This window comes from Maribacter sp. ACAM166 (genome assembly GCF_005771495.1).
Lineage (GTDB): Bacteria > Bacteroidota > Bacteroidia > Flavobacteriales > Flavobacteriaceae > Maribacter.
Window position 1 is genome coordinate 41,332 of the sequence record NZ_VAUW01000012.1, and the last position, 21,170, is coordinate 62,501.

Sequence of the window (21,170 nt, forward strand, 5' to 3'; positions counted from 1 at the left end):
GAAAGAAGTTAGTTTCGCAATGTTACGTTACCCATCATTGGTTTAAGGTACATGCGAAAACAACTCTGATATACCATAAAGGACATGTATATGAGATGTGTTTTACGATGAAAATATCAGTAATACTGATGATACATTATGAAATAAGGTTCGGATATTATAGCCTTAGAACTACTCTTTAATGACTTTCGCTATCGCAGCTTCAACTAAAGGTTCCATTACTTTATACCCAGCTACTGTAGGGTGTACTTCATCTTCCGCATATTTTTTCGGCAATCCATTACGATCATCAACCATTGCAGAGAAATAATCCACATAAATATGGCCCTGAGATTCTGAATATTCCTTAATCATATTATTTAGTGCAATTATTTTACCGGATGGCTCCAGTCCTGGTTTCCATGGATAATCGTACGCAGGTAGGGTAGAGGTCAATATTACTTTTATACCACTCGCTTTTGCTATTTCTGACATACCTTTAATATTGTCCATAATCATTTCTAGTGTAGAAGGACCAGTATTGCCTGCAATATCATTAGTGCCAGCCAATAGTATAACTGCTTTCGGATCTAAATTAACGACGTCTTGTCTAAAACGCAGTAACATTTGTGGGGTCGTTTGTCCGCTAATACCTCGATTAACATAGGTTTTGTTCTTAAAAAATTCTGGCCTTAGGTTTAACCAGCCAATAGTAATCGAATTTCCCATAAAGACAATACGATTATCATCTTGTTGTGCGGCAGGTAATTTTTCATTAGCATCTTTAAAATGGTTTAAATCTGCCCAATCTTGAGCATGTAAAAAGGTTAATCCGAATAGGGATAACATACAGGCGATAGTTAATTTATTGAATTTTTTCATTCTATTCGTTTATGTGTTTTGTATTTCAGTTATTTCGTTCTGCGTTAAGGGAATACTTTTAATTATATTTCCTTTATTTGGTTTTTGCACAAACAGGTATGCTAAAAGACAAATAGAGATAACCAAAGGAAGTGCATTTCCTGAATTATAATAAACGTACAGGCCTACAAATGCGGGTACTTCAATTAGTACGTATTTTAAATGTAAAGCGGATTGATATTTTTTTAGCTTTTTATCCAATCGCTCTGGAAGTTTTATTTTTGATATCATCTTTTTAAAGATCAATTGACTTCCAAAATATCCTAATAACGCAAAAATAGGAACAACGAAGAGGTATAGATTCTCACCAGTGGTACTCGTATTAAAACTATTAATTTGAAAGATGACCCAAATAGTGAAAATGCTTAGACCAGCGACTAAAAACAAATGCATAATCGATAGGCTTTTAATAAAATTCTTTAATTCCATATATTTTTAAAATTCTAAGATACTATAATTTAAATCCAATGAGACGTTAACATTGGGGAAGCTGTAAATTTTTAAGACTATAGTTTAGAATTTTTATCTTTACCAACTATGATGAAATCAGTATCCATTTTCTTTATTCTTTTATCGATACATAGTATGTACGGACAAATAGGTAGTGATAAGGCACTTCATTTTTTAGGTGGGACCCTTTATGGTTTGGTAGGTGCAGGTATTGCAAGTGAAATTTCAGATGGTGATAGAACTTGGACATTTGTAGGATCACTCGGTGGTAGTTTACTTATTGGTTTGGCAAAAGAAAGTATTGATCAAAAGCAATATGGTGGCTGGGACAATGCCGACTTGCTAGCTACAGTTTTGGGCGGTGCAACAGTAGGTGTTACGATTGATATTTTCAAAAAAAGAAAACAGCGAAAAAGAAAAAAGCTTTTTAAAGATGCTGTTGGATTTTTTGATTTCAATGTAAAAAAGAAATTCCCGGTAAAGACAATTGAAATTAATTCATTGTGTTTACTGGGAATGTCTAAAGCAGTATTGAACAGGTAATCTTATAATCTAATATTTAGCACTCTTACCTTTTGCCATTGTTCTAAGAATGAAATCACGTACGTCATCATTTGCCGTCTTAAGGTCTTCTCGCCTTAAATACATCATGTGACCAGAACGGTACCCCTTGAAGCTAAACCTATCTTTCATTCTACCACTTGGGTCAACTTGCCACATGGTATACTTAGCATTAAAATAAGTAGTGGCGCCATCGTAGTACCCAGATTGTATCATCACATTTAAATATGGGTTCTGTGCCATTGCCTGTCTTAAATCTTCACGTGTAGTATCATTGTCATTATTCCATGGGTGAACAGGCCCGAACATATTATACTTTACATCAGTTTTAAAATTTAACTCTTCTTGTAAATAGTAATTAATTGCAGGTGTAAAACTATGAAGCCATGATGTAAGTTCAGAATTATAGTCTGGTTGCATACCTGCCAATTGCCTATCCATGCCTAAGTACCTAGAATCTAGTCGACCAATAGTATATCCATTTTTATCTTTAAGTAGATTTTTCCAGAAGAATGAAGTTGGAACTGATAGGTTTTGTTCTAGTATATCCCGTTGTTTAAGACCTGAATAGTAAGCCATTTTATCTGCTACTTTCGATTTTTCTGATGCATCTAAAAAACCACCTTTTGCTAAGGCAGGGATTAATTCATTAATAGTATACGCCTCCGATTCAGGTAAAATATCCAATAGGTCTTTGTCTTGAAGCGCTTTTGGTAATACTTTATGGTGCCATGCAGCAGCCGTAAAGTAAGGTAGGTTGAGAGCTTCGGCAACTGGTCCGCTATTTTGTATCACCTTATAATCTGCTGGAGAAACCATGATTACCCCATTTAAATACATCCATTGTTGGTTTTGTAACGCTAATGAAAGCCCCATTACACGGGTACCCCCATAACTCTCTCCAATAATATATTTAGGTGATCTCCATCTATTATTTCTTGTTACAAAAGTATTGAGCCACTCTGCCAAATATTTAATATCCGCATTAATACCGAAGAATTTTTCTCGGTCAACTTCTTTACCACTTTCTGTAATAGTTCTACTATACCCTGTATTTACAGGATTTACATAAACGATATCAGCAACGTCTAAAACTGAATGTGGATTTTCATTAACACCATAAGGTTGCACAGGGTATCCTTCATCATCAATTTTTAATATTCTAGGACCTGTATATGCCAAGTGCATCCAAACAGATCCTGAACCTGGCCCACCATTAAATGAAATTAATAATGGTCTAGCAGCACGATCTTTTATATTATTTCGTGTGTAATAGGTATAATGCAGAGAAGCTATTGGTTTGGCATTTTCATCCCATACTGGTTGTGTACCTGTTTGAGCTGTATAAGAAAATGTAGTGCCGCTTATAGTCGCATTATGCTGTGTTGTTATTATGGTATCAATTGGTAATACTCTGGACTGAGCGAGCGTAATGGTAGTTACCAAACAAAGAGAAAATTTTAGAATTTTTTTCATAGTTTATCTAAGGTTCTGTTATTCAACAAAAATAAGAATTTTACCAGTATTCTCAGGTGCCACAGCTGACATAATCTTTTATACAAGCTTCAATTTTTAATATTAAACCACGATTTTAATAATTATATTTTGTTTAATAAATAATAATAAACTTTAAACAATTATTATGAATATTTAGTTAAATAATTTTTATTTTTGTTTGAACTTAAAATAAAATAACATGAAAATTTTTAAAATAGTCCTATTTTCTCTAGTTGTAATAATAGCTTTGATAAGCTGTGGAGAACAGAAAAAAGAAGTTAAAGAAGTAATAATTGATGTTGAGAATCAGACGGAAGAGGTTGTAGCTGAAGTTATGGAAACGCCAACTATTGTTAGTGTAGCTGCTGGTGATGAGCGGTTCTCTACCTTGGTGACAGCTGTACAGGCTGCTAATTTGGTAGAAACGTTGAACAGTAAGGGTCCATTTACGGTTTTTGCACCAACAAACGATGCTTTTGCCAAATTACCAGAAGGAACTGTAGAAACTTTGGTGAAGCCAGAAAGTAAAGAAACGCTAACAGGTATTTTAACATATCATGTTGTTGCAGGCGCTTATAATGCAGCAGACGTTATAGATGCTATACAAACCAATGATGGTCGTTTTGATATAGAAACCATTCAAGGTGGAACGATTACCTTATCATTAAAGGATGGAAATGTTCTTTTGACGGATGTTAATGGTGGTTCTGCTACAGTAATAATTGCCGATGTAATGGCTTCTAACGGAATTATTCATGCAATAGATTCAGTAGTAATGCCAAAATCATAGTTCATTTCATAATTGTGAAAAATACAACCACTATTTTTAAAATAGTGGTTTTTTTGTTTAATCTAGTGTGCTATTTCAGTCAGAAAAAATCAATATAAATGAAACATTTTACTCGACTTAATGTTCATAGTTTGGGTTCTAAGAGAGTTGGAAGAACCGCACTTTTGGGTACAATACAATACGCCGAGGGTTTTATGTCGTAGCTAAAAAAGAATTTAAAAAAGGAATGTTCAAAACAGTAATAGCACGTAGGATAGTATTTACAGCAGCATATATGCATTAAAGTATTTTTTCAATTATGGAAGAGGTAATTAACTTTTATAATTTAGGATGAGGAGCAGCTCTAGGTTTTGAGTTGCCACATTAATCTTTGCTTTTTTCATACGTTCGAATGACATAAGTTAGAGGAAAATGCATTAATTCCTTTTATGGAAATACGAACTCATGTACTAATCGAAAAGGGTTATTAAAACTTCTCAAAAACACCGAGTCCAAATAAAGCAAAATCATATTTAACGGGATCCATTGGGTCTAGTTTTCTAAGATTTTCATCTAGCTCGGCCAGCGCCTTTGCATCATTTTGATTTCGTTTTAAAAGCCCGAGTTTACGGGCTACATTTCCCGAATGAACATCTAATGGGCACGATAGTTTAGCGGGGTTTATATTTTTCCACAGGCCAAAATCAACCTTGGTTGCCGCATCTCTTACCATCCATCGTAAGAACATATTTATTCTTTTGGCAGCTGAACCTTTTAGAGGGTCTGAAACATGTTTAGTAGTTCTTATTTCATGAGGTAATTCAAAGAAAACTTCTTTAAACTTAGAAATGGTAGGCTGTAAAGTTTCCTTTTTTTGATATTCAGTGAATATACCTTCTAATCCTCTATGGTGAGTATATATATGCTTTAGGCTTTGAATGAAGTATTTTAAATCAATTCCATTAAAAGTTCTATGAACGAAATTGGCTAAAGTATCTAAATCCTTTTCACTATGATTGCTTATGAAGTCATAGGGACTTTGACCCATCAGGTCCATTAGTTTATGTGAATTATTGATGATACTTTTTCTATTCCCCCATGCAATGGTCGCTGTTAAAAAAGCACTAATTTCTACATCCTCTTTGCGGGTAAATAAATGTGGTATTTGAATTGGATCGGTATCTAGAAATTGAGGGTTGTTATATGACGTAACTTTTTCGTCTAAAAATGCCTTTAGTTCTTTCTTTGTCATTCTATTTCAATATCTAATAATTTTAATATTACCAAGGGAAATATCAATATCAAATTATATAATGCATGCATGGTCATTGACCATACTAGTCCAAATTTTACACGTATAAAACCTAATAAAAATCCTATGCCTATTTGCGGGGCGACCAACAATGGTGAAAGTAGCCAAACTTCGGTAGATAGTTCAAAATTACTGAGATGTATTAAACCAAAAATGAGGGTAAAAGAGTAAAATACGGTCGGAAAGTATTTTGAATTCTTAAAGAATAATAAAGGTCCTCTAAATAGTAATTCTTCTAAAAATGGAGCTACTATAACAGCAAGTATAAAAATTACAATAGCAGAATTATCTTTAAATAAGTCATCAATCGCATGTTTGCCCATTTCCAATTGAAATACGTGCTGAAGCGTACTTGCAATCATCAATAAAAGTATGCTTAGGCATAGTGATATTACCAGCAACTTTATTAATTTTCTGAATCTATATTGAAGGTTGTTATTTTTATCTAGTATGTAGACTGGATGTTTAGCAAAATCATATAACTCTTCTAGCATACTATTTAAAATTATGCCACGATGATTTCCTTGTCTACAATTTTACCATCGACCATGGTCAATTTACGGTCGGCCATTTCAGCTAGCTCTTCGTTATGGGTCACAATGACAAAGGTTTGTCCGAATTTCTCCCTTAATTCAAAAAATAATTTGTGAAGATTATCTGCGCTTTCTGAATCTAAATTGCCACTGGGTTCATCGGCAAAAATAATAGAAGGATTGTTAATCAAAGCCCGTGCAACTGCAACACGTTGTTGCTCACCCCCAGATAATTCTGCAGGTTTATGGTCATATCTATGTGAAAGACCTAAAAAATCTAGAAGCTCTGCAGCCCTCTTTTCAGCATCAAATTTTGGTGTTTTTTTAATGAATGCAGGTAGGCAAACATTTTCTAATGCAGTAAACTCGGGCAATAACTGATGAAATTGAAATATAAAACCAATATGCTTATTTCTAAACTTGGCAAGTTCTTTATCGTTAAGGTTTGTAGTTTCAGTATTATTAATCAATAACGTGCTGTCGGTCTTATTTGATTGTACATCTAAAGTACCAAGAATTTGCAATAAAGTTGTTTTACCTGCACCAGAAGCGCCAACTATAGAAACTATTTCTCCCTTTTTAATATGAAGGTCTACACCTTTTAAAACCTCTAATTTTCCGTAATACTTATGAATGTTAGAAGCCTTTATCATCTAGGTGTTTAATAAGATTGCTATTATTGACTTCAAAATTAATGAAAAAGTAGCAGGAGAGAAATAGTAAAATACAATATGAGTAATTTCGCCCTTGCTATTTATGATATATTTAGGTCTGTTGATAAAATAAAGTATTAAATTTGTTTAAGAAATAAACAATTAAGTTAAACGTAAATTATTTTATATGTCTCCTTATAGAAATTTAGAAGAATACAATCTTGAAATTACCGATGAAGTGCGAAGTAGGTATTCTTCTATAATTGATGAGATTGGAGAAGATGTGACTAGAGAGGGTCTCGTAAAAACTCCTGAACGTGCTGCGAAAGCCATGTTGTTTTTAACTCAAGGGTATAAACAAGACCCTGTGGAAATATTAAAGGGAGCGATGTTCAAAGAGTCCTATGATGATATGGTCATTATAAAAGATATTGAGCTGTATTCTTTATGTGAACACCATATGTTGCCATTTTTTGGAAAAGCACATATTGCTTATATCCCTAATGGTCATATAGTCGGGTTAAGTAAAATTCCAAGAGTTGTAGATGTTTTCGCGAGAAGGCTACAAGTACAAGAGCGATTAACACATGACATTTTAGAGTGTATTAATAATACATTGAAACCTAAAGGTGTTGCTGTGGTTATTGAAGCTTCTCACATGTGTATGATGATGCGTGGTATTCAAAAACAAAATTCGGTAACGACCACCTCTGGTTTCAGGGGCCAGTTTGAAAAGATTGAAACTAGAAACGAATTCCTTAAGTTGATAAGTTCAAAACTTTCTTAGGTACTACGAATGCTTTATTATTAATAATTTGAAATTTCGGCATCTTTGTTGCTTTCCAATTAAAGATTTACTAATTTTTCAATATGTCAATTTTAAAGAACAAAAAATATAAACAACTTCTTATGGGGTTGTTATTTGATGGTATAGGGATGCTTTCCTTTGCCATACCTTTTGTGGGGGAATTTTCCGATATTGTCTGGGCACCGTTGGCTGGTTGGCTAATGACCAGAATGTATAAAGGTAAGATGGGTCAAGCTGCAGGTATATTTACATTTGTAGAAGAAATTATTCCAGGTTTTGACCTTATACCTTCCTTTACCTTAATGTGGTTATATACCTATATATTTAAGGGTGCTAAAAAAGGACAGACTATTGAGGTCTAAGCACGCTCCAATTTATTTCTAAAAGGCTTAACTTCACGGCAAATCGGGTGTGTTTTGAAAAGAAGAAGTTTTGTTGCAAAATCTAGCTTAGGTAGTTTGGCTGCCTTATTAGGTGTTGATATTGTTTATAAAGAATTAATACCTTCTGGCTATACGCCAGTTGCATTACAAGATAGTGATCCATTTGATTTGTTTAGCAAAGATGAGGCAATGGTCGTATTAAACGATCGGCCATGGAATATGGAGGCGCAGGCACATTTACTTAATGATGCAATAACGCCCAATAAGTTTATGTTCATTCGCAACAATGGTATTATACCTGAAGAAATAAATGAACAAGCATGGCAACTTGAAATTAATGGAGAGTCTGCTGTAGCGCCAAAAACCTATACCCTTAACGATTTAAAAACTAAATTCAAAGAATACACATATCAGCTTACTTTGGAATGTGGGGGTAATGGTAGAAGTGAATTTAACCCGCCAGCAAAAGGAAATCAATGGACAATTGGAGCAGTATCTTGTGCGGAGTGGACAGGCGTTCGTTTAAAAGATGTTTTGGCTGACGCAGGAATAAAAGATGATGCAGTTTATATAGCATACCACGCTGCGGATACTCATTTAAGCAATAACCCAACTAAAGAACCCATTTCAAGAGGAGTACCTATTTCTAAGGCGATGCAAGAGGAAACGCTATTGGCTTTTGCCATGAACGGAAAGCCTATTCCTTTAGTACATGGTTTTCCGTTACGCCTAGTTGCTGGTGGTTGGCCGGCATCGACTTCTGGGAAATGGTTAAACACAATTAGTATAAGAAACAAGGTACACGATGGTGAAAAGATGGGCGGTAATTCGTATCGCGTACCTTGTGAAACTGTCGCTCCTGGTGAAACTGTTCCTGAAGAAGAAATGTGCATTATTGAATCAATGCCCGTCAAATCATTAATTACGTACCCTAAATCTGGTGCGCTATTGAAAGAAGGAAAATCACTGAAAATTAATGGTCACGCATGGGCAGGTGAAGATGAAGTTAGTGAACTGGAGTATTCCATAGATTTTGGATCCTCTTGGAAATCTGCTCATATACAGGAACCTAAAAACCGATTAGCTTGGCAACATTTTAATGCCACTGTTTCTTTTCCTAAAAAAGGATACTATGAAATTTGGGCGCGAGCAACCGATTCTAGGGGAAATAAACAGCCCATGGTATTGCCTGGTTGGAACCCTAAGGGGTATTTGAATAACGCTTGTCATAGAATTGCCGTAAAAATCACCTAATGCAAGAACAAGAAGATACTGATATAATATTCAAACCTATTTATAAGGTCTTGATACTAATTTGCATAGCTTTTATTGTATTAGGGGCTTTAGCGATTTATTTTTATGGACCAAATCAATCTCAAGTAGAAATAACTGAAGTAGATTCTGAATTAATAAGAGATGGTATACATGTTCGAACCGGACTGGTAGAGGCTGGGGGTTTACAAACCGTTATAACAAATTGCACTACATGCCATTCCTCTAAATTGATTATCCAAAATAGAATGGGAGTAGAGCAATGGAATTCAACCATACGGTGGATGCAAAAAACTCAAGGATTATGGGAGTTAGGAGCGAATCAAAAAGTGATTGTGAATTACCTTGTCAAGAATTATCCTCCATTGGAAAAGGGTAGAAGACAGGCTCTCACCAATATCGATTGGTATAGACTTAATGAATAATTTAATTCATCTAAAAAAAGGCCCCAAGTAAATTCAATTGTACCCGAGGCCCTTTTTAATTCAATTCAGCTTAATCTTATAATGGTAAACTGATTCCTAAATTTATATTTCTTCCAATATTGGTAATACCATCTGATTTAAGTCTAGAAAGGTGAGAGATATACTCTTTATTCAAAATGTTATTCGCACTTACCTTAATATCAATAGGCTGGTTAGAAATTGAGAATGTGGCACCAAATCCTAAATTTAGTAATGAATAGGCACCGGTAGGTGTTTCAAAATCACTAACCCTAGTTTGTGCGAAATATGATTTAAATGTTAGGAAACCATAACCGTTGTTTAGGTTTTGATTTATTTTAGTAAATTCAACACGTACCGTATTTGCCCAATTATTAGCTGGTATCAAAGGTAGATTCCTGCCATTTTTTAAATCTCCAGTAACGGATGAAAAATTACTTTCCAAATGCAACCAATCTAAAGGGTGAGGGTGGTAATGAAGTCCAGCTTCACCGCCATACAAATTAGCATCTTGTTGTAAGTAAAGAAAAACACTATTACCGTCGACCATTGTACCATTGGGTTCTAAGTAAATGTAGTTTGAAATGGAATTATAAAACCCGTTTAAATAAAACTCAAAATGTTCTTTTTTAAACTCTAAGGATAGGTCAGCCTGCACATTTCGTTCATTATCTAAATCTACATTTCCTATTTCAAACCTATTGGTGCCTTCATGTACGCCATTTGAAGTTAGTTCTGCCAAATTAGGAGCTCTAAACCCAGAAGCAATATTTAAACGCGTCGTAATATTTTTTAGTACATCTATTTTATATCCGGCTGCTAGATTAAAGCTGTTAAAATTTCTACCCAACGAAGCGATATAGCCATCTTCACCAACGATGCCATACTCATCCCCGTTAATAGTTCGTTTATCGAATCGTATCCCTAATTGTATGTCACTCTTTTCAAAATGTACATGTGAAGTTGCCAAAAGCCCGATATCATTTGTAGTAGCATCAGGTATTAATACCTCTTCACCATAATTACTATTGGTTTGATTCATGCCTTGCAACCCTACAATGGTTTCAACCGCACCAATTCTCGCTAAGTTATATTGAAAGTTATAGCTTAGCGTTTGAAGTTTCATATCTAAAGCTGCTCCTTCTTCCTCCTCTAAGCCTTCTTCTCCAACATGATCTTCAAATTCTTTTCTGTCATTACTCGTATACCCTAAAATGGCCTGTACGCTAGAATTTTTAAAGTAGAGATTTGATTTTGAACTTAGTATATGACTAGTAATTTTTTGAAATGGTTCAATAGCGGAGCGGTCAGTAGTTTGAGTGCCTATTTCTTCTGGGATGCCTAGGTCAGAATTATTGTAGTTGTACCGTACTTCAGTTTTGAAATTAGCTAATTGATAGGCTAAACCGGTTTTCAAGTCCTGTTCGTTGAACCTAGAATTAGTGACCCTTTCATTACCTCCTGTTTTGTAATCTACATGTGAGCTCCCTCCTAGACGAACTAAATATTTTAGTTTATCTGAAGAAGCTTTTATCCCTGCATTACCATTTATACCTTGGGTATTGGTATAGTAATTAAGGTTTATATCCCCATCAATAGTGTTGGAATTCGCAAATTTTTCAGGATTAAGATAAAGTACACCGCCCAATGCATCCGAACCGTATAATAAAGAAGCCGGGCCTTTAATAACTTCCACACTTTCGATACCAGCATCACTGATTCCTAATCCATGTTCGTCACCAAATTGTTGGTTTTCTAAACGTATTCCTTGCGTGTATGTTAAGACTCTATTCGAACTCAAACCGCGTATTACGGGCTTTCCAATTCCTACTCCGGTAGTAACACTTTCTACACCTGGTATGTTAGTTATACCTTCGGATAGATTAATGGCACCCGCATTTTTCAAATCTTTAATACTGGTTCGCTCAACTTTCATTACATTTTCTCGTTGTAATTTATGGAAAGGGGTTGAAACAATAACTTCTTCCATTTCTATGGCACTGGGCGCAAGTTCTATTGAAAGATGTGTAGTTTGATCAGATAGCTGAATAGTCTGTGAATACGTTTGAAAACCTATATATGAAATTATGATTTTAAACTTACCCGTTGGTAGGTTATTGATTTCGTAATCCCCATCAATGTTGGTAACCGTTCCTTTTTCTAATTGTGGGAAATAAATTGAAACCTGCTCTAAGAGTTCTTGATTGTCCTGATTTTTAATGGTTCCTTCTAAACTGTTTTGAGCGAATATAAAGTGTCCTAACAATACGAATAGCATTGCTATATAAAAATTTTTCATATAAAATTGTATTAAGATAATTTAGATTTAAACTTGCGGGTAATACTTATTTAACAAGTTGGAGGACCTCTTAATACAAAGTGGAGTTGCTGATATTTACTTAAATAGTAGTAGTTGTTAATGATTGCTTTCGTAATAGGAGTTACTTCTAAAAAGTGAGGATAATTAAATTCTGGGTAAAAAAAGGTAGAGAGGTGATAGTGTTCAAAATCACAATTGAACTCTACAGCATGAACGTGTAATTCGTCTTTCGAAGCACAGTGTAATTCTTCATGTTCATAAAGTGCATGCGAAATTTTCACAAAGTAAGGTCCTAATAATCCTACCAATAAAATAATGGCGACTAGAGGATTTAAAATTTTATTCCTTACAAAACTCATTAATGCAAATCTAACCAATGGATGTTGGAAAAAACTATTAATAAACTATTAAATTAATTGAGCAGAAAGCCTAAGCCAATTCTTCGTAACATCTTTTTCTCAAATTCCCAAAAGAATTTAAATTGACCAAGTAGCCAACCATAAATCACCAAAAGTATCTGATAAAATGGAAAAATCAAAAGAATTCTTAGTGACCAATACAATGTACCGCCCCACCAAGTATCAGGGAAATTTGATTGTTGTAGCCCTATAAAGGTTAAGAATGGTTTTGCCACATAAATCGAGGAAGAACCTGTAATTGAAAATACGAAGAAAATAATTATTAATTGAAAATTGCTGGAAATACCCCAACGTTCTTTTAACCTTTGCATAATACCTTTTAAAGCTAGTAAATATACTTTTTATATGCGTGGTAAAAAAGGTCCCAAGCGTTGATTATGCTTTCTTTGGAAATAGATGAAATAATTATACAGTTTATAATTTACTTCGTAGCCATAATCGATATTTTGAGTGAAATCAATTTGGAGTATATATAGATTAGAGTCATATCGTGCAGGCGACAAAACCCTTCTGTTCCACTCCATAACCATTAAATAATTTCTATTTTCCATAAAACCTTGGGAATAATACCCTTCAGGTTTTGCAATGGAATTCAACCACGTGTTAAACCCAGGTTCAATGATTATAATTTCGTATTCTGTTTTATCGCTTGATATTGTTATGGTATCTCCTTCAACTTGTTCAAAAGATTTTTTTTCATCACTTGAAATAGATAAGGTCTCTTTTGCTGTGCCACAATTTACTAGAAAAAAAGCTAAAGCACAGATGGTTACTAAGCTATATGTGACCAAATAATGCTTTTTCATAAAATATAAGATACAAAAAAGCCGCTTGTAATTGCAAGCGGCATATGTTATAATAGAATAAACGCTTATTTACCGAAAAGACCTCCTAATAAGCCTCCTAGTCCACCTTTTTTCTTATTGCTTCCCATTACCATACCAGCAACGTCATCTAAAATGCTTCCGTCTCCATCTGCATCTAAAAGTGTGGTAATCAAACTTTGGTTTTCCTGTGGTTGTCCACCAAGCATACTTCCTAATAAAGCATTCATACCTGAAGAATCGCTTACATTACTCTGTGCTGATTGTTTACCAAGATAGCCCATTACAATAGGAGCTGCTATTTTTAATATTTGTGCGACAGAACTAGCATCCAAACCAGATTTTTGGCTCAATGCATTTTCTACCTGTGGCTGCTTGTTTCCAAAAACATGACCTAGTATATCCGCGCCATCTGCCATAACATTGTCATCAACACCACCACTAAAAAGACCGCCTAAATTATCAAGAATACCTCCATTGTGCTTACTTGATAATGCACTTATTAAGCCTTGTGCTCCTTCAGGTGAGGAAACATTCTTTTTCATTGCACCTAAAATTAATGGCATTGCCATGCTAAGCACATCTGCGGTTTTGCTTTCTGGTTGATTAGTTTGTCCTGCAACCCCACTTATTAACTGTTGGCCCATTGGGCTGTTTAATAAATCTAATAATCCTGCCATTTTGATCGTTAATTTAGTGTTTATGCAGAAATGTACAAAAAGAGTTAGTAAAAATGGCTATTGATTACTTATTTTAATAGTGCAATTATTTGCTCAGCTAATTCTAATCCTATCCGCTCTTGTGCTTCAAGTGTTGCCGCGCCAATATGCGGTGAAAGAGATATACTTGAATGCATTAATATCTTTATCTCTGGTTTTGGCTCAGATTCATACACATCAAGACCAGCAAATGCTACGGTTCCGTTTTCCAAAGCTTCTACCAATGCAACTTCATCTAAAACTCCGCCACGAGCAGTATTAATAATACCAACACCTTTTTTCATTTGGGAAAACTCAGTTTTTCCTAAAATATAATTTTGTTGTTCTGGTATATGTAATGAAATATAATCTGCACTTTTCAATAATTCGGACTTACTGGTATTCTCCAACACGAAAGTTACCTTCTGCCCATCAAAAAATGAAAGTTCAATCGCTGCTTTATCAATCTCTGGATCGCAATACACTACGTTCATTCCAGCACCAATGGCAAGTCTAGCAGTAGCTTGTCCTATATTTCCAAAACCGAATATGCCCAAAGTCTTACCTCTGAGTTCGGTTCCTTTTGAATATGATTTTTTTAATTCTTTGAAGTTACAATCGCCTTCCAATGGCATATTTCTATTGGCATCGTATAAAAATCTAACTCCGCCAAAAAGATGTGCAAAAACTAACTCTGCAACAGATTCTGATGATGCAGCTGGCGTATTTATAACGAAAATACCCTTGGTTTTGGCATAATCAACATCAATATTATCCATACCGACGCCACCACGGCCTATTAGTTTTAAATTGGGGCAGGCATCAATTAGATCTTGTCTAACTTTGGTAGCGCTACGAACCAACAATGCGGTAACTTTTTTTTCTATTATGAAATTGGCCAACTGCTCTTGAGCCACGGTAGTGGTCAAAACTTCCATTCCAGCCTTTTCCAAAGCATCAATACCGTTTTTGGAAATACCGTCATTAGCTAAAATTGTCATAGTTCTTTACTTGTATATTTATTAAATAGCATAAATAGCACCGACTAGTTTCGGTTGATTCATTTATCCCTTTTGTTCCATTTCACTCATTACATCGACCAACACCCCAACGCTTTCCAAAGAAAGTGCATTGTACATGCTAGCTCTATATCCACCAACTGATCGATGGCCATTCAAACCATTTATGCCTGCTTCTTTTAATAAATTTTCAAACGTAGTTTTAAGGCTTTCATTTGTTAAGTTAAAGGTTGCATTCATGAGGGAACGATCTTCTTTATTGGCATACCCTTTAAAAACAGGGTTCAAGTCGATTTCAGAATATAATAATCGACCCTTCTTTTCATTGATTTCTTCAATGGCAGAAATTCCACCAAGGTTTTTAAGCCATTCAAGTGTCAACATACACGTATATACAGCGAAAACAGGAGGTGTATTGAACATGCTTTCTTTGCTAATGTGCACCTGGTAGTCTAACATAGAAGGAATTTTTCTAGAAACTTTCCCTAAAATATCTTCCTTAACTACAACCAAGGTTGCACCGGCAGGACCCATATTTTTTTGTGCCCCAGCATAAATCAAATCGAACTGTGAAAAATCTAAATTTCTTGAAAATATGTCTGAACTCATATCACATACCAAAGGAGCATCTGATTTGGGGAATTTTTTGAACTGTGTTCCGAATATTGTATTGTTCGAAGTTAAATGTAAATAGTCTAAACCAGAAGGTACAGAATATCCTTTAGGGATATAATTGAAATTTTTATCTTTTGAAGAGCCAACTTCAATAACCTCTCCATATAATTTTGCTTCCTTAATGGCCTTGTCACTCCATGTGCCAGTATTTAAATAACCCGCTTTGGTTTCCATAAGATTATTGGCTACCATTAAAAATTCTAAACTTGCGCCACCTTGAAGAAAAAGAGCTTGATACCCTTTATCCTTTAGGTCAAGAAGTTCTAATACTAAAGATCTTGCATTTTCCATCACGTCAACAAAATCTTTACTTCTATGTGAAATTTCTATAAGTGATAAACCAGAACCATTGAAGTCCATAACAGCTTCAGATGCTTTTAGTAAAACTTCTTTTGGCAATATACATGGGCCAGCGCTAAAATTATGTTTTTTCATTTTTGGTTGTGATTTAAGGATGCAAAGGTCAGGATTTTTTCAAGAATTTGCGATACTGAACGATATTTAATTCTATGAGGTTCTTAAGAGGAATTCAACAGTATCAACACCATCAGCATAATCATTAAGGGATGGTTTTTGGGTTTGACCAAATGCAATTTCTCCTTCTATGAATCCAGAAGAAATGATGCATTGAATTTTATCCTTTTCTAAATTTAGTTTTGTTTTTAAAGCCGACACCTCTTCATAGTTCTCATAAAATACAGAGGCAATAGGGGAGGCGTAGCTTTTTTCTTCTTTTAAAATCAAAAAGCCATTGTCTAGTATTTTAAATTCACTCATTAGATAAACAGCCTTATTGTAATCATAATTATTTGCATATTTATTATGATATACAATCTCATTGTAGCTGTACATCGCTTTGAAAAAAGCATCTATGTCATAATTAGCTGGAATAAAAATCTTGGATACACTTCTACATCCAAGACCAAAATACCTAAATATATCTTCACCTAAGGCAGTCAATTGGGCTTTAGTTTCTGTGCCATTCAATACCGCTACAGAATTTCTGCTTTTTCTGATAATATTAGGTTTCTTACCGAAATAGTATTCAAAATATCTTGCCGTATTATTACTTCCCGTAGCAATCACTGCATCATAATGGCCTAATTTTTCTTTTGTAAAAACTATTCTATCTTCAAGGTAGGGTTCTATAGTCTTCACGTAATTAATAAGTAGAGGAATTAATTTTTGATCACTGCTAGATAGCTTTACTAATGCCCTGTTACCAGTAATCAAAACGGATAAAAGATCATGAAAGCCCACTAGTGGAATATTACCTGCCATTATTAGCGCTACAACCTTTTCGTTATTTACACGTAGGTCGTAGTTTTTCAACCAATCTTCTAAGTTCTCCCTAGTTAAGATATTGCCCCATTCTTGAAAAGCATGAATGCAATTCTCTTTGGTGAACCATCCATTATAATGATGGGCCATTTCAATTTCAGATTTGAATGTAGCTAACCATGTATTGTCTGTGTTTTCAGAGTCATTATCCGAATTGATAAATTCACAAAATGTTCTTAGAAAATCACCAAGTTTAACAAAAGCTTTTACTGTAAGGTCGTGATGGCTCATTATATTTGTATACTAATTCACTAGGAATTACCTTTGTGCAAAAATAAGCATGCCCGTTCTTTTTTGGGCATTTTAATGAAGAAGAAATTATGGCGATTATAATAACGGATGAGTGTATAAATTGTGGGGCTTGTGAGCCAGAGTGTCCAAATACCGCAATATATGAAGGGGCAGATGAATGGCGTTACAGTGATGGAACCTCATTAGAGGGGAATGTTGTGTTGCCAAATGGAAAGGCGGTTGATGCAAATGATGTTCAAGAACCGATTAGTGATGAAGTTTATTATATTTCACCAGATAAGTGTACGGAGTGCGTGGGCTTTCACGAAGAGCCTCAATGTGCAGCTGTTTGCCCAGTAGATTGTTGTGTGCCTGATGATGACCATGTAGAGTCTGAAGAGGTTCTTTTAGCCAAGCAACGCTTTATGCACCCTGAATAGGTATTTTTAACGCGATTTTTTACTACAGACATATACATTTGCTTCAAAGCTAATGTTGATTTATCTATACATTGTCAGAATTTGAAATTCAGACTACATTAAGGCTGTTTTAATTCCTTGTGGTGTAAAGGCTCTAAACAGCATTGAATCCTGTCCGAAAGCAAATATATTGGAATCTTATAATCATTATAATGAGCTTAATTTAAGTTTATTATATGATGTGTCTTTTGTTTTTTTTTAATACAAAAGGAGTCCTTCTCATATAGTATTCCATTATAAGCTACTTAATCGACTGTTCATGAGTATCGTGAAAAACTGTTTAACAAAACTTAAACTACGTTTATGCTTTTAAATGAAGTTCTAAGGCTAAAATGTTTTCAATTAAAATAGAGTATTACTTGGAAAAACACAGACCAACATGACTACAAAAGCTTGAAGTAAATGATTTAGGCAAATTGCCTGTTTTGCCGCAAGTAATTTCTAATATTTTAGTAAGATTATCGCCTTGATATAGTACCCTGTAGCAACTATATTTAGCTTTAGCATCTATATAACCTTCGTTCATATCATTGTAAGCCCAGGCAAGGTTTTTACCATATAACTCGGTTATAGCACAAAAAAAGCTACCAAAATTTTGGTAGCTTTTATCAATTAAAATAATTTTATATTAGAATTTATAGTTTAACGATAAGTTAAACATTGTTCCTAATTGGCTAAAATGATATCCATCGTACGTCATTTGAGAGTACCGCTGGTTAAATGAGATTAGATTTGAAGGAGAGTTCGTAACCTCTGCTCCATCGAGTACTGCTTGTCCAGTTGCTGTTGCATCAACAAATTTCCATTCTGGTAAAACATTAAATATGTTGTTAATGTTTAAAGCGATGGTAAGTTTATCGCTAGCGGAGTAGTTCACGCCTAAATCAGTTACAGTTTTAGGTATGAATTCAGTTCTTAAATCCCATCCTCCGTCTTCAGCTTGTCCAGCAGGAATATCTGCAGCATTAATGAATCTTTTTTCTAAATCTTGAAGACCATCGTTTGCAAAAGCAGTTTTACCGAAAAATGTATTATTCAAGGAAAGTCCGAATTTACCTATATCATAATTTGCCCCTAGAATCCACTTAGTTTGTGGGCGAGAGGTAAAGAAAAGACCTTCTTGTGTTGCGTTTACTACTGATTGACCAGACGCTTCTATTAAAGCGGAATTTTTCACAGCACCATCACGCTCGTTTTGAATCGTATAGTTTCCAGATAAATTCAAATTTAAATCACCCTCACCAAGCTCAATGCCTTTGTATGCAAGTACAACATCAATACCAGATGTTTTGGTGTCAATAGCATTTGAAAAGAAACTAACATCGCTTAGGTTGTTTTCTGCTAAAATAATATCTAATGGATTGGTTGCATCACCACTTGCTCCTATTTCAGTACCTAATACAATACGGTCTTTTACGGCAATACTATAATAATCGAAAGTATAGCTAAATTTATTTGAAATTTTTCCACCAAAGCCAACAGTAAAGTTATTCGATGTTTCAGAATCAAGCGGATCAATACCTAATAATTTAGCCTGCGTAGAAACATTATTAATTAAACCACCTACTTGTATGCCTTCTCCAGGTACAAAGCTATATTGTGCTTTCTGTGTATAAATTTGATGTAAGGTAGGAGCTCTAAAACCAGAAGAAATAGATCCTCTTAACGTAAATTCATCACTCACTTTATAACGTGAGCTAAATTTATAAACAAAAGCATTTCCAAAATCAGAGTAGTTTTCTGTCCTAATAGTACCGCTCAATAAGAATGCGTCTGATACATCGTAATCTAAGCTAAAATAGCCCCCAATATTATAACGGTTAAATTTTCCTGAGTTTTGAGGTGCGTTTCCAGAAAATGAATCAGCTCCACCACCATCATACGATGCTAATTCCCCTTCAATAACTTCAAAAGTTTCTGTTCTAAACTCTGCGCCTACACCAATACTAATTTTATCAGAAAGTATTCTTGAAATATCAATGTTGCCTACGTTGTGGGTAAACTTAGTTCCTCCTGGATCGAAAGATTGCTGACTGTTTTCTCTATATAGTTCACTTGGTTCAAAACCTTCATCTGGATCAGCAATACCATTGCCATTGGCATCATTAAATGCCGGTACAAATACTGTATTCCTATTATGTGTTTGATTTACTTTATATGTTTGTGTATTTCCACCGGTAGTAAAACTAGCGTCAATATTCCAATCATTAATAGTTGATTTAAAACCAACTGTACCATTGTAATCACTTAATAAACCCTCAAAGGTGGGTACATAACCATCATATTGACCATTAGGTCCATTAGGAAAGAAATCTGCTAAATATGGAAAATCTTGAATATCTCTCCAATATGGAGTTCTGTAGTTGGCGAAACTATTTACGCTTTTATAAACATATGCAGCATTAGCATACAGTTGTGTGTTTTCACTAAGATCATAGCCAAGGTTTACAGAGAATTTAGCAGCGGCTGTTTCGGGAGAACCATTAATGTTTCCGGCATCTGGACGTCTTTGTAGAAAAGATTGAATATCTGTCAAAGTTTCACCTGGTCTGGTGCCTCCAAAATCTGCAAATTCCCCTTCAGCACTAACAGTTCCTGGTCTGTTTGAAAGATTTACTTTAGATAAATCTACTGTATAGTTTATAAAACCTTTGTCTTCACCAATAGTACTTCCATTGTTTACAGCAACACCAAACATTTCGCCATCACCTTCTGAGGTGATACCTGTTCTAATAGTTGTAGAACCTTCATTTGGTGTATCCTTTAAAATAATGTTCATTACCCCTGCTATAGCATCTGAACCATATTGGGCAGAAGCACCGTCACGAAGAATTTCAACTCTTTTTATGGCATCGGTTGGAATGGCAGAAATGTCCGCACCTGTTTCACCACGACCTGGTGAAGTTTGTGTGTACAAAAGTGCACTTAAGTTTTTACGTTTTCCGTTGATTAAGATTAACGTTCTACTAGGTCCCATATTTCTAATTTCATAAGGATCTAATAAAGAAGTTGCATCGTTTACCGGCGTTTGTACCGTGTTAAAAGATGGAATCCTGTACTGTAATGCCTTATCAAAGGTCATTTGTCCTGTAGAAGTCAAGTCTTTTGCGCCAATAACATCTACAGGTAAAGGAGAATCTGTATTACTTCTAGGTGCCGTACGAGAACCAACTACAATAAACTCGTCTAATTGCATTCCTTCAGATAATTGTACGTTAATAGTAGTTTTTCCAGCAGTAGATACTTCTTGCGTAGCGAAACCTATGTAACTAAACACCAATTTTGTGTTATCAGTAACATTTATGGAATAATTTCCATCAAAATCTGAAGTAGTACCGTTAGTTGTTCCTTTTTCTACAATATTTACACCTGCTAAGGGCATTCCAGAAGCATCTGTGATTTTACCGGCAACACTATTTTGAATAACGGTATTTAAAGTTAGAGCGGATAAACCAGTATTAAAAGAATTTACTCTTAATACTTTAACTCTATCTGGCTTCTTATGGTGAATAACATAATATTTATTTCCGAGGTATTCAAAATTGAAACTAGTTTTACGTTCCAATTTATTGATAATTCTATC

The 21,170-nt window shown here is 34.7% G+C and carries 22 protein-coding genes; 7 read left to right on the forward strand and 15 right to left on the reverse strand.

All coding sequences use genetic code 11. The annotated features are described in order from the left end of the window. Positions 1-171: 171 nt before the first annotated feature. Together ES765_RS10270 and ES765_RS10275 are read right to left on the reverse strand one after the other, a co-directional pair. Positions 172-861, reverse strand: coding sequence for an SGNH/GDSL hydrolase family protein (locus ES765_RS10270; RefSeq protein WP_138113876.1), 690 nt, complete (start codon positions 859-861; stop codon positions 172-174). 9 nt (positions 862-870) lie between these two features. Beyond that, positions 871-1,329 carry a hypothetical protein gene (locus tag ES765_RS10275; RefSeq protein ID WP_171017279.1) on the reverse strand — a complete coding sequence of 153 codons (459 nt, stop codon included), beginning with the start codon at positions 1,327-1,329 and terminating at the stop codon, positions 871-873. A 108-nt stretch (positions 1,330-1,437) separates the two neighbouring features. On the opposite strand from ES765_RS10275, the gene ES765_RS10280 reads away from it, so the two are divergent. Beyond that, positions 1,438-1,893 (forward strand): hypothetical protein, encoded by a 456-nt coding sequence (locus tag ES765_RS10280; RefSeq protein WP_212744229.1) that lies wholly within the window; start codon positions 1,438-1,440, stop codon positions 1,891-1,893. 9 nt (positions 1,894-1,902) lie between these two features. Here the strand turns inward: ES765_RS10280 and ES765_RS10285 are convergent, their stop codons facing one another. Next, positions 1,903-3,387 (reverse strand): S10 family peptidase, encoded by a 1,485-nt coding sequence (locus ES765_RS10285; RefSeq protein ID WP_138113880.1) that lies wholly within the window; start codon positions 3,385-3,387, stop codon positions 1,903-1,905. Between the two features lie 220 nt (positions 3,388-3,607). Between ES765_RS10285 and ES765_RS10290 the strand changes: the two genes are divergently transcribed. Then, positions 3,608-4,198, forward strand: coding sequence for a fasciclin domain-containing protein (locus ES765_RS10290; RefSeq protein WP_138113882.1), 591 nt, complete (start codon positions 3,608-3,610; stop codon positions 4,196-4,198). Between the two features lie 466 nt (positions 4,199-4,664). Here the strand turns inward: ES765_RS10290 and ES765_RS10295 are convergent, their stop codons facing one another. The 3 genes from ES765_RS10295 to ES765_RS10305 are packed head-to-tail and all read right to left on the reverse strand — an operon-like array spanning position 4,665 to position 6,675. After that, complete coding sequence (locus ES765_RS10295; RefSeq protein ID WP_138113884.1) at positions 4,665-5,429, reverse strand: TIGR02757 family protein; 765 nt, start codon at positions 5,427-5,429, stop codon at positions 4,665-4,667. After that, positions 5,426-5,983 carry a CPBP family intramembrane glutamic endopeptidase gene (locus ES765_RS10300; protein WP_138113886.1) on the reverse strand — a complete coding sequence of 186 codons (558 nt, stop codon included), beginning with the start codon at positions 5,981-5,983 and terminating at the stop codon, positions 5,426-5,428. The genes ES765_RS10295 and ES765_RS10300 overlap by 4 nt, the downstream gene beginning before the upstream one ends. Before the next feature lie 11 nt (positions 5,984-5,994). Then, positions 5,995-6,675 (reverse strand): ABC transporter ATP-binding protein, encoded by a 681-nt coding sequence (locus ES765_RS10305; RefSeq protein WP_138113888.1) that lies wholly within the window; start codon positions 6,673-6,675, stop codon positions 5,995-5,997. A 187-nt stretch (positions 6,676-6,862) separates the two neighbouring features. Between ES765_RS10305 and folE the strand changes: the two genes are divergently transcribed. From folE to ES765_RS10325, 4 genes are all read left to right on the forward strand, one after another. Continuing rightward, complete coding sequence (gene folE / locus ES765_RS10310; RefSeq protein WP_138113890.1) at positions 6,863-7,462, forward strand: GTP cyclohydrolase I FolE; 600 nt, start codon at positions 6,863-6,865, stop codon at positions 7,460-7,462. 83 nt (positions 7,463-7,545) lie between these two features. After that, the gene (locus ES765_RS10315; protein WP_138113893.1) at positions 7,546-7,845 is read left to right on the forward strand and encodes a hypothetical protein; all 300 of its coding nucleotides are present in this window, start codon (positions 7,546-7,548) and stop codon (positions 7,843-7,845) included. Between the two features lie 54 nt (positions 7,846-7,899). Beyond that, a complete protein-coding gene (locus tag ES765_RS10320; protein ID WP_138113895.1) occupies positions 7,900-9,120 on the forward strand; it encodes a sulfite oxidase in 1,221 nt (406 codons plus the stop codon). Next, entirely contained in the window at positions 9,120-9,563 is a 444-nt protein-coding gene (locus ES765_RS10325) for a monoheme cytochrome C (RefSeq protein ID WP_138113897.1), read from the forward strand. Before ES765_RS10320 ends, ES765_RS10325 begins: the two co-directional genes overlap by 1 nt. Positions 9,564-9,639: 76 nt before the next feature. Here ES765_RS10325 and ES765_RS10330 read toward each other — a convergent pair whose 3' ends face one another. From ES765_RS10330 to ES765_RS10365, 8 genes are all read right to left on the reverse strand, one after another. After that, positions 9,640-11,880, reverse strand: a complete 2,241-nt coding sequence (locus ES765_RS10330) for a TonB-dependent receptor (protein WP_138113899.1) — start codon at positions 11,878-11,880, stop codon at positions 9,640-9,642. Between the two features lie 50 nt (positions 11,881-11,930). Then, positions 11,931-12,260: a hypothetical protein gene (locus tag ES765_RS10335; protein WP_138113901.1), complete on the reverse strand. Its 330-nt coding sequence runs from the start codon at positions 12,258-12,260 to the stop codon at positions 11,931-11,933. Between the two features lie 53 nt (positions 12,261-12,313). Beyond that, positions 12,314-12,631: a DUF6787 family protein gene (locus ES765_RS10340; RefSeq protein ID WP_138113903.1), complete on the reverse strand. Its 318-nt coding sequence runs from the start codon at positions 12,629-12,631 to the stop codon at positions 12,314-12,316. Between the two features lie 30 nt (positions 12,632-12,661). Further along, positions 12,662-13,126: a DUF6146 family protein gene (locus ES765_RS10345; protein ID WP_138113905.1), complete on the reverse strand. Its 465-nt coding sequence runs from the start codon at positions 13,124-13,126 to the stop codon at positions 12,662-12,664. Positions 13,127-13,191: 65 nt separating this feature from the next. Next, complete coding sequence (locus ES765_RS10350; RefSeq protein ID WP_138113907.1) at positions 13,192-13,824, reverse strand: DUF937 domain-containing protein; 633 nt, start codon at positions 13,822-13,824, stop codon at positions 13,192-13,194. A 68-nt stretch (positions 13,825-13,892) separates the two neighbouring features. After that, on the reverse strand, positions 13,893-14,843 hold the full coding sequence (locus tag ES765_RS10355) for a D-2-hydroxyacid dehydrogenase (protein WP_138113909.1): 951 nt from the start codon (positions 14,841-14,843) through the stop codon (positions 13,893-13,895). 63 nt (positions 14,844-14,906) lie between these two features. After that, positions 14,907-15,971: a 3-phosphoserine/phosphohydroxythreonine transaminase gene (gene serC / locus ES765_RS10360; RefSeq protein ID WP_138113911.1), complete on the reverse strand. Its 1,065-nt coding sequence runs from the start codon at positions 15,969-15,971 to the stop codon at positions 14,907-14,909. 72 nt (positions 15,972-16,043) lie between these two features. Beyond that, positions 16,044-17,108 carry an acyl-CoA reductase gene (locus ES765_RS10365; RefSeq protein WP_138113913.1) on the reverse strand — a complete coding sequence of 355 codons (1,065 nt, stop codon included), beginning with the start codon at positions 17,106-17,108 and terminating at the stop codon, positions 16,044-16,046. Positions 17,109-17,197: 89 nt separating this feature from the next. On the opposite strand from ES765_RS10365, the gene ES765_RS10370 reads away from it, so the two are divergent. Then, positions 17,198-17,548, forward strand: coding sequence for a 4Fe-4S dicluster domain-containing protein (locus ES765_RS10370; RefSeq protein ID WP_138113915.1), 351 nt, complete (start codon positions 17,198-17,200; stop codon positions 17,546-17,548). A gap of 667 nt (positions 17,549-18,215) precedes the next feature. Here the strand turns inward: ES765_RS10370 and ES765_RS10375 are convergent. Further along, positions 18,216-20,969 (reverse strand): TonB-dependent receptor, encoded by a 2,754-nt coding sequence (locus tag ES765_RS10375; protein WP_249356326.1) that lies wholly within the window; start codon positions 20,967-20,969, stop codon positions 18,216-18,218. Positions 20,970-21,170: the final 201 nt, after the last annotated feature.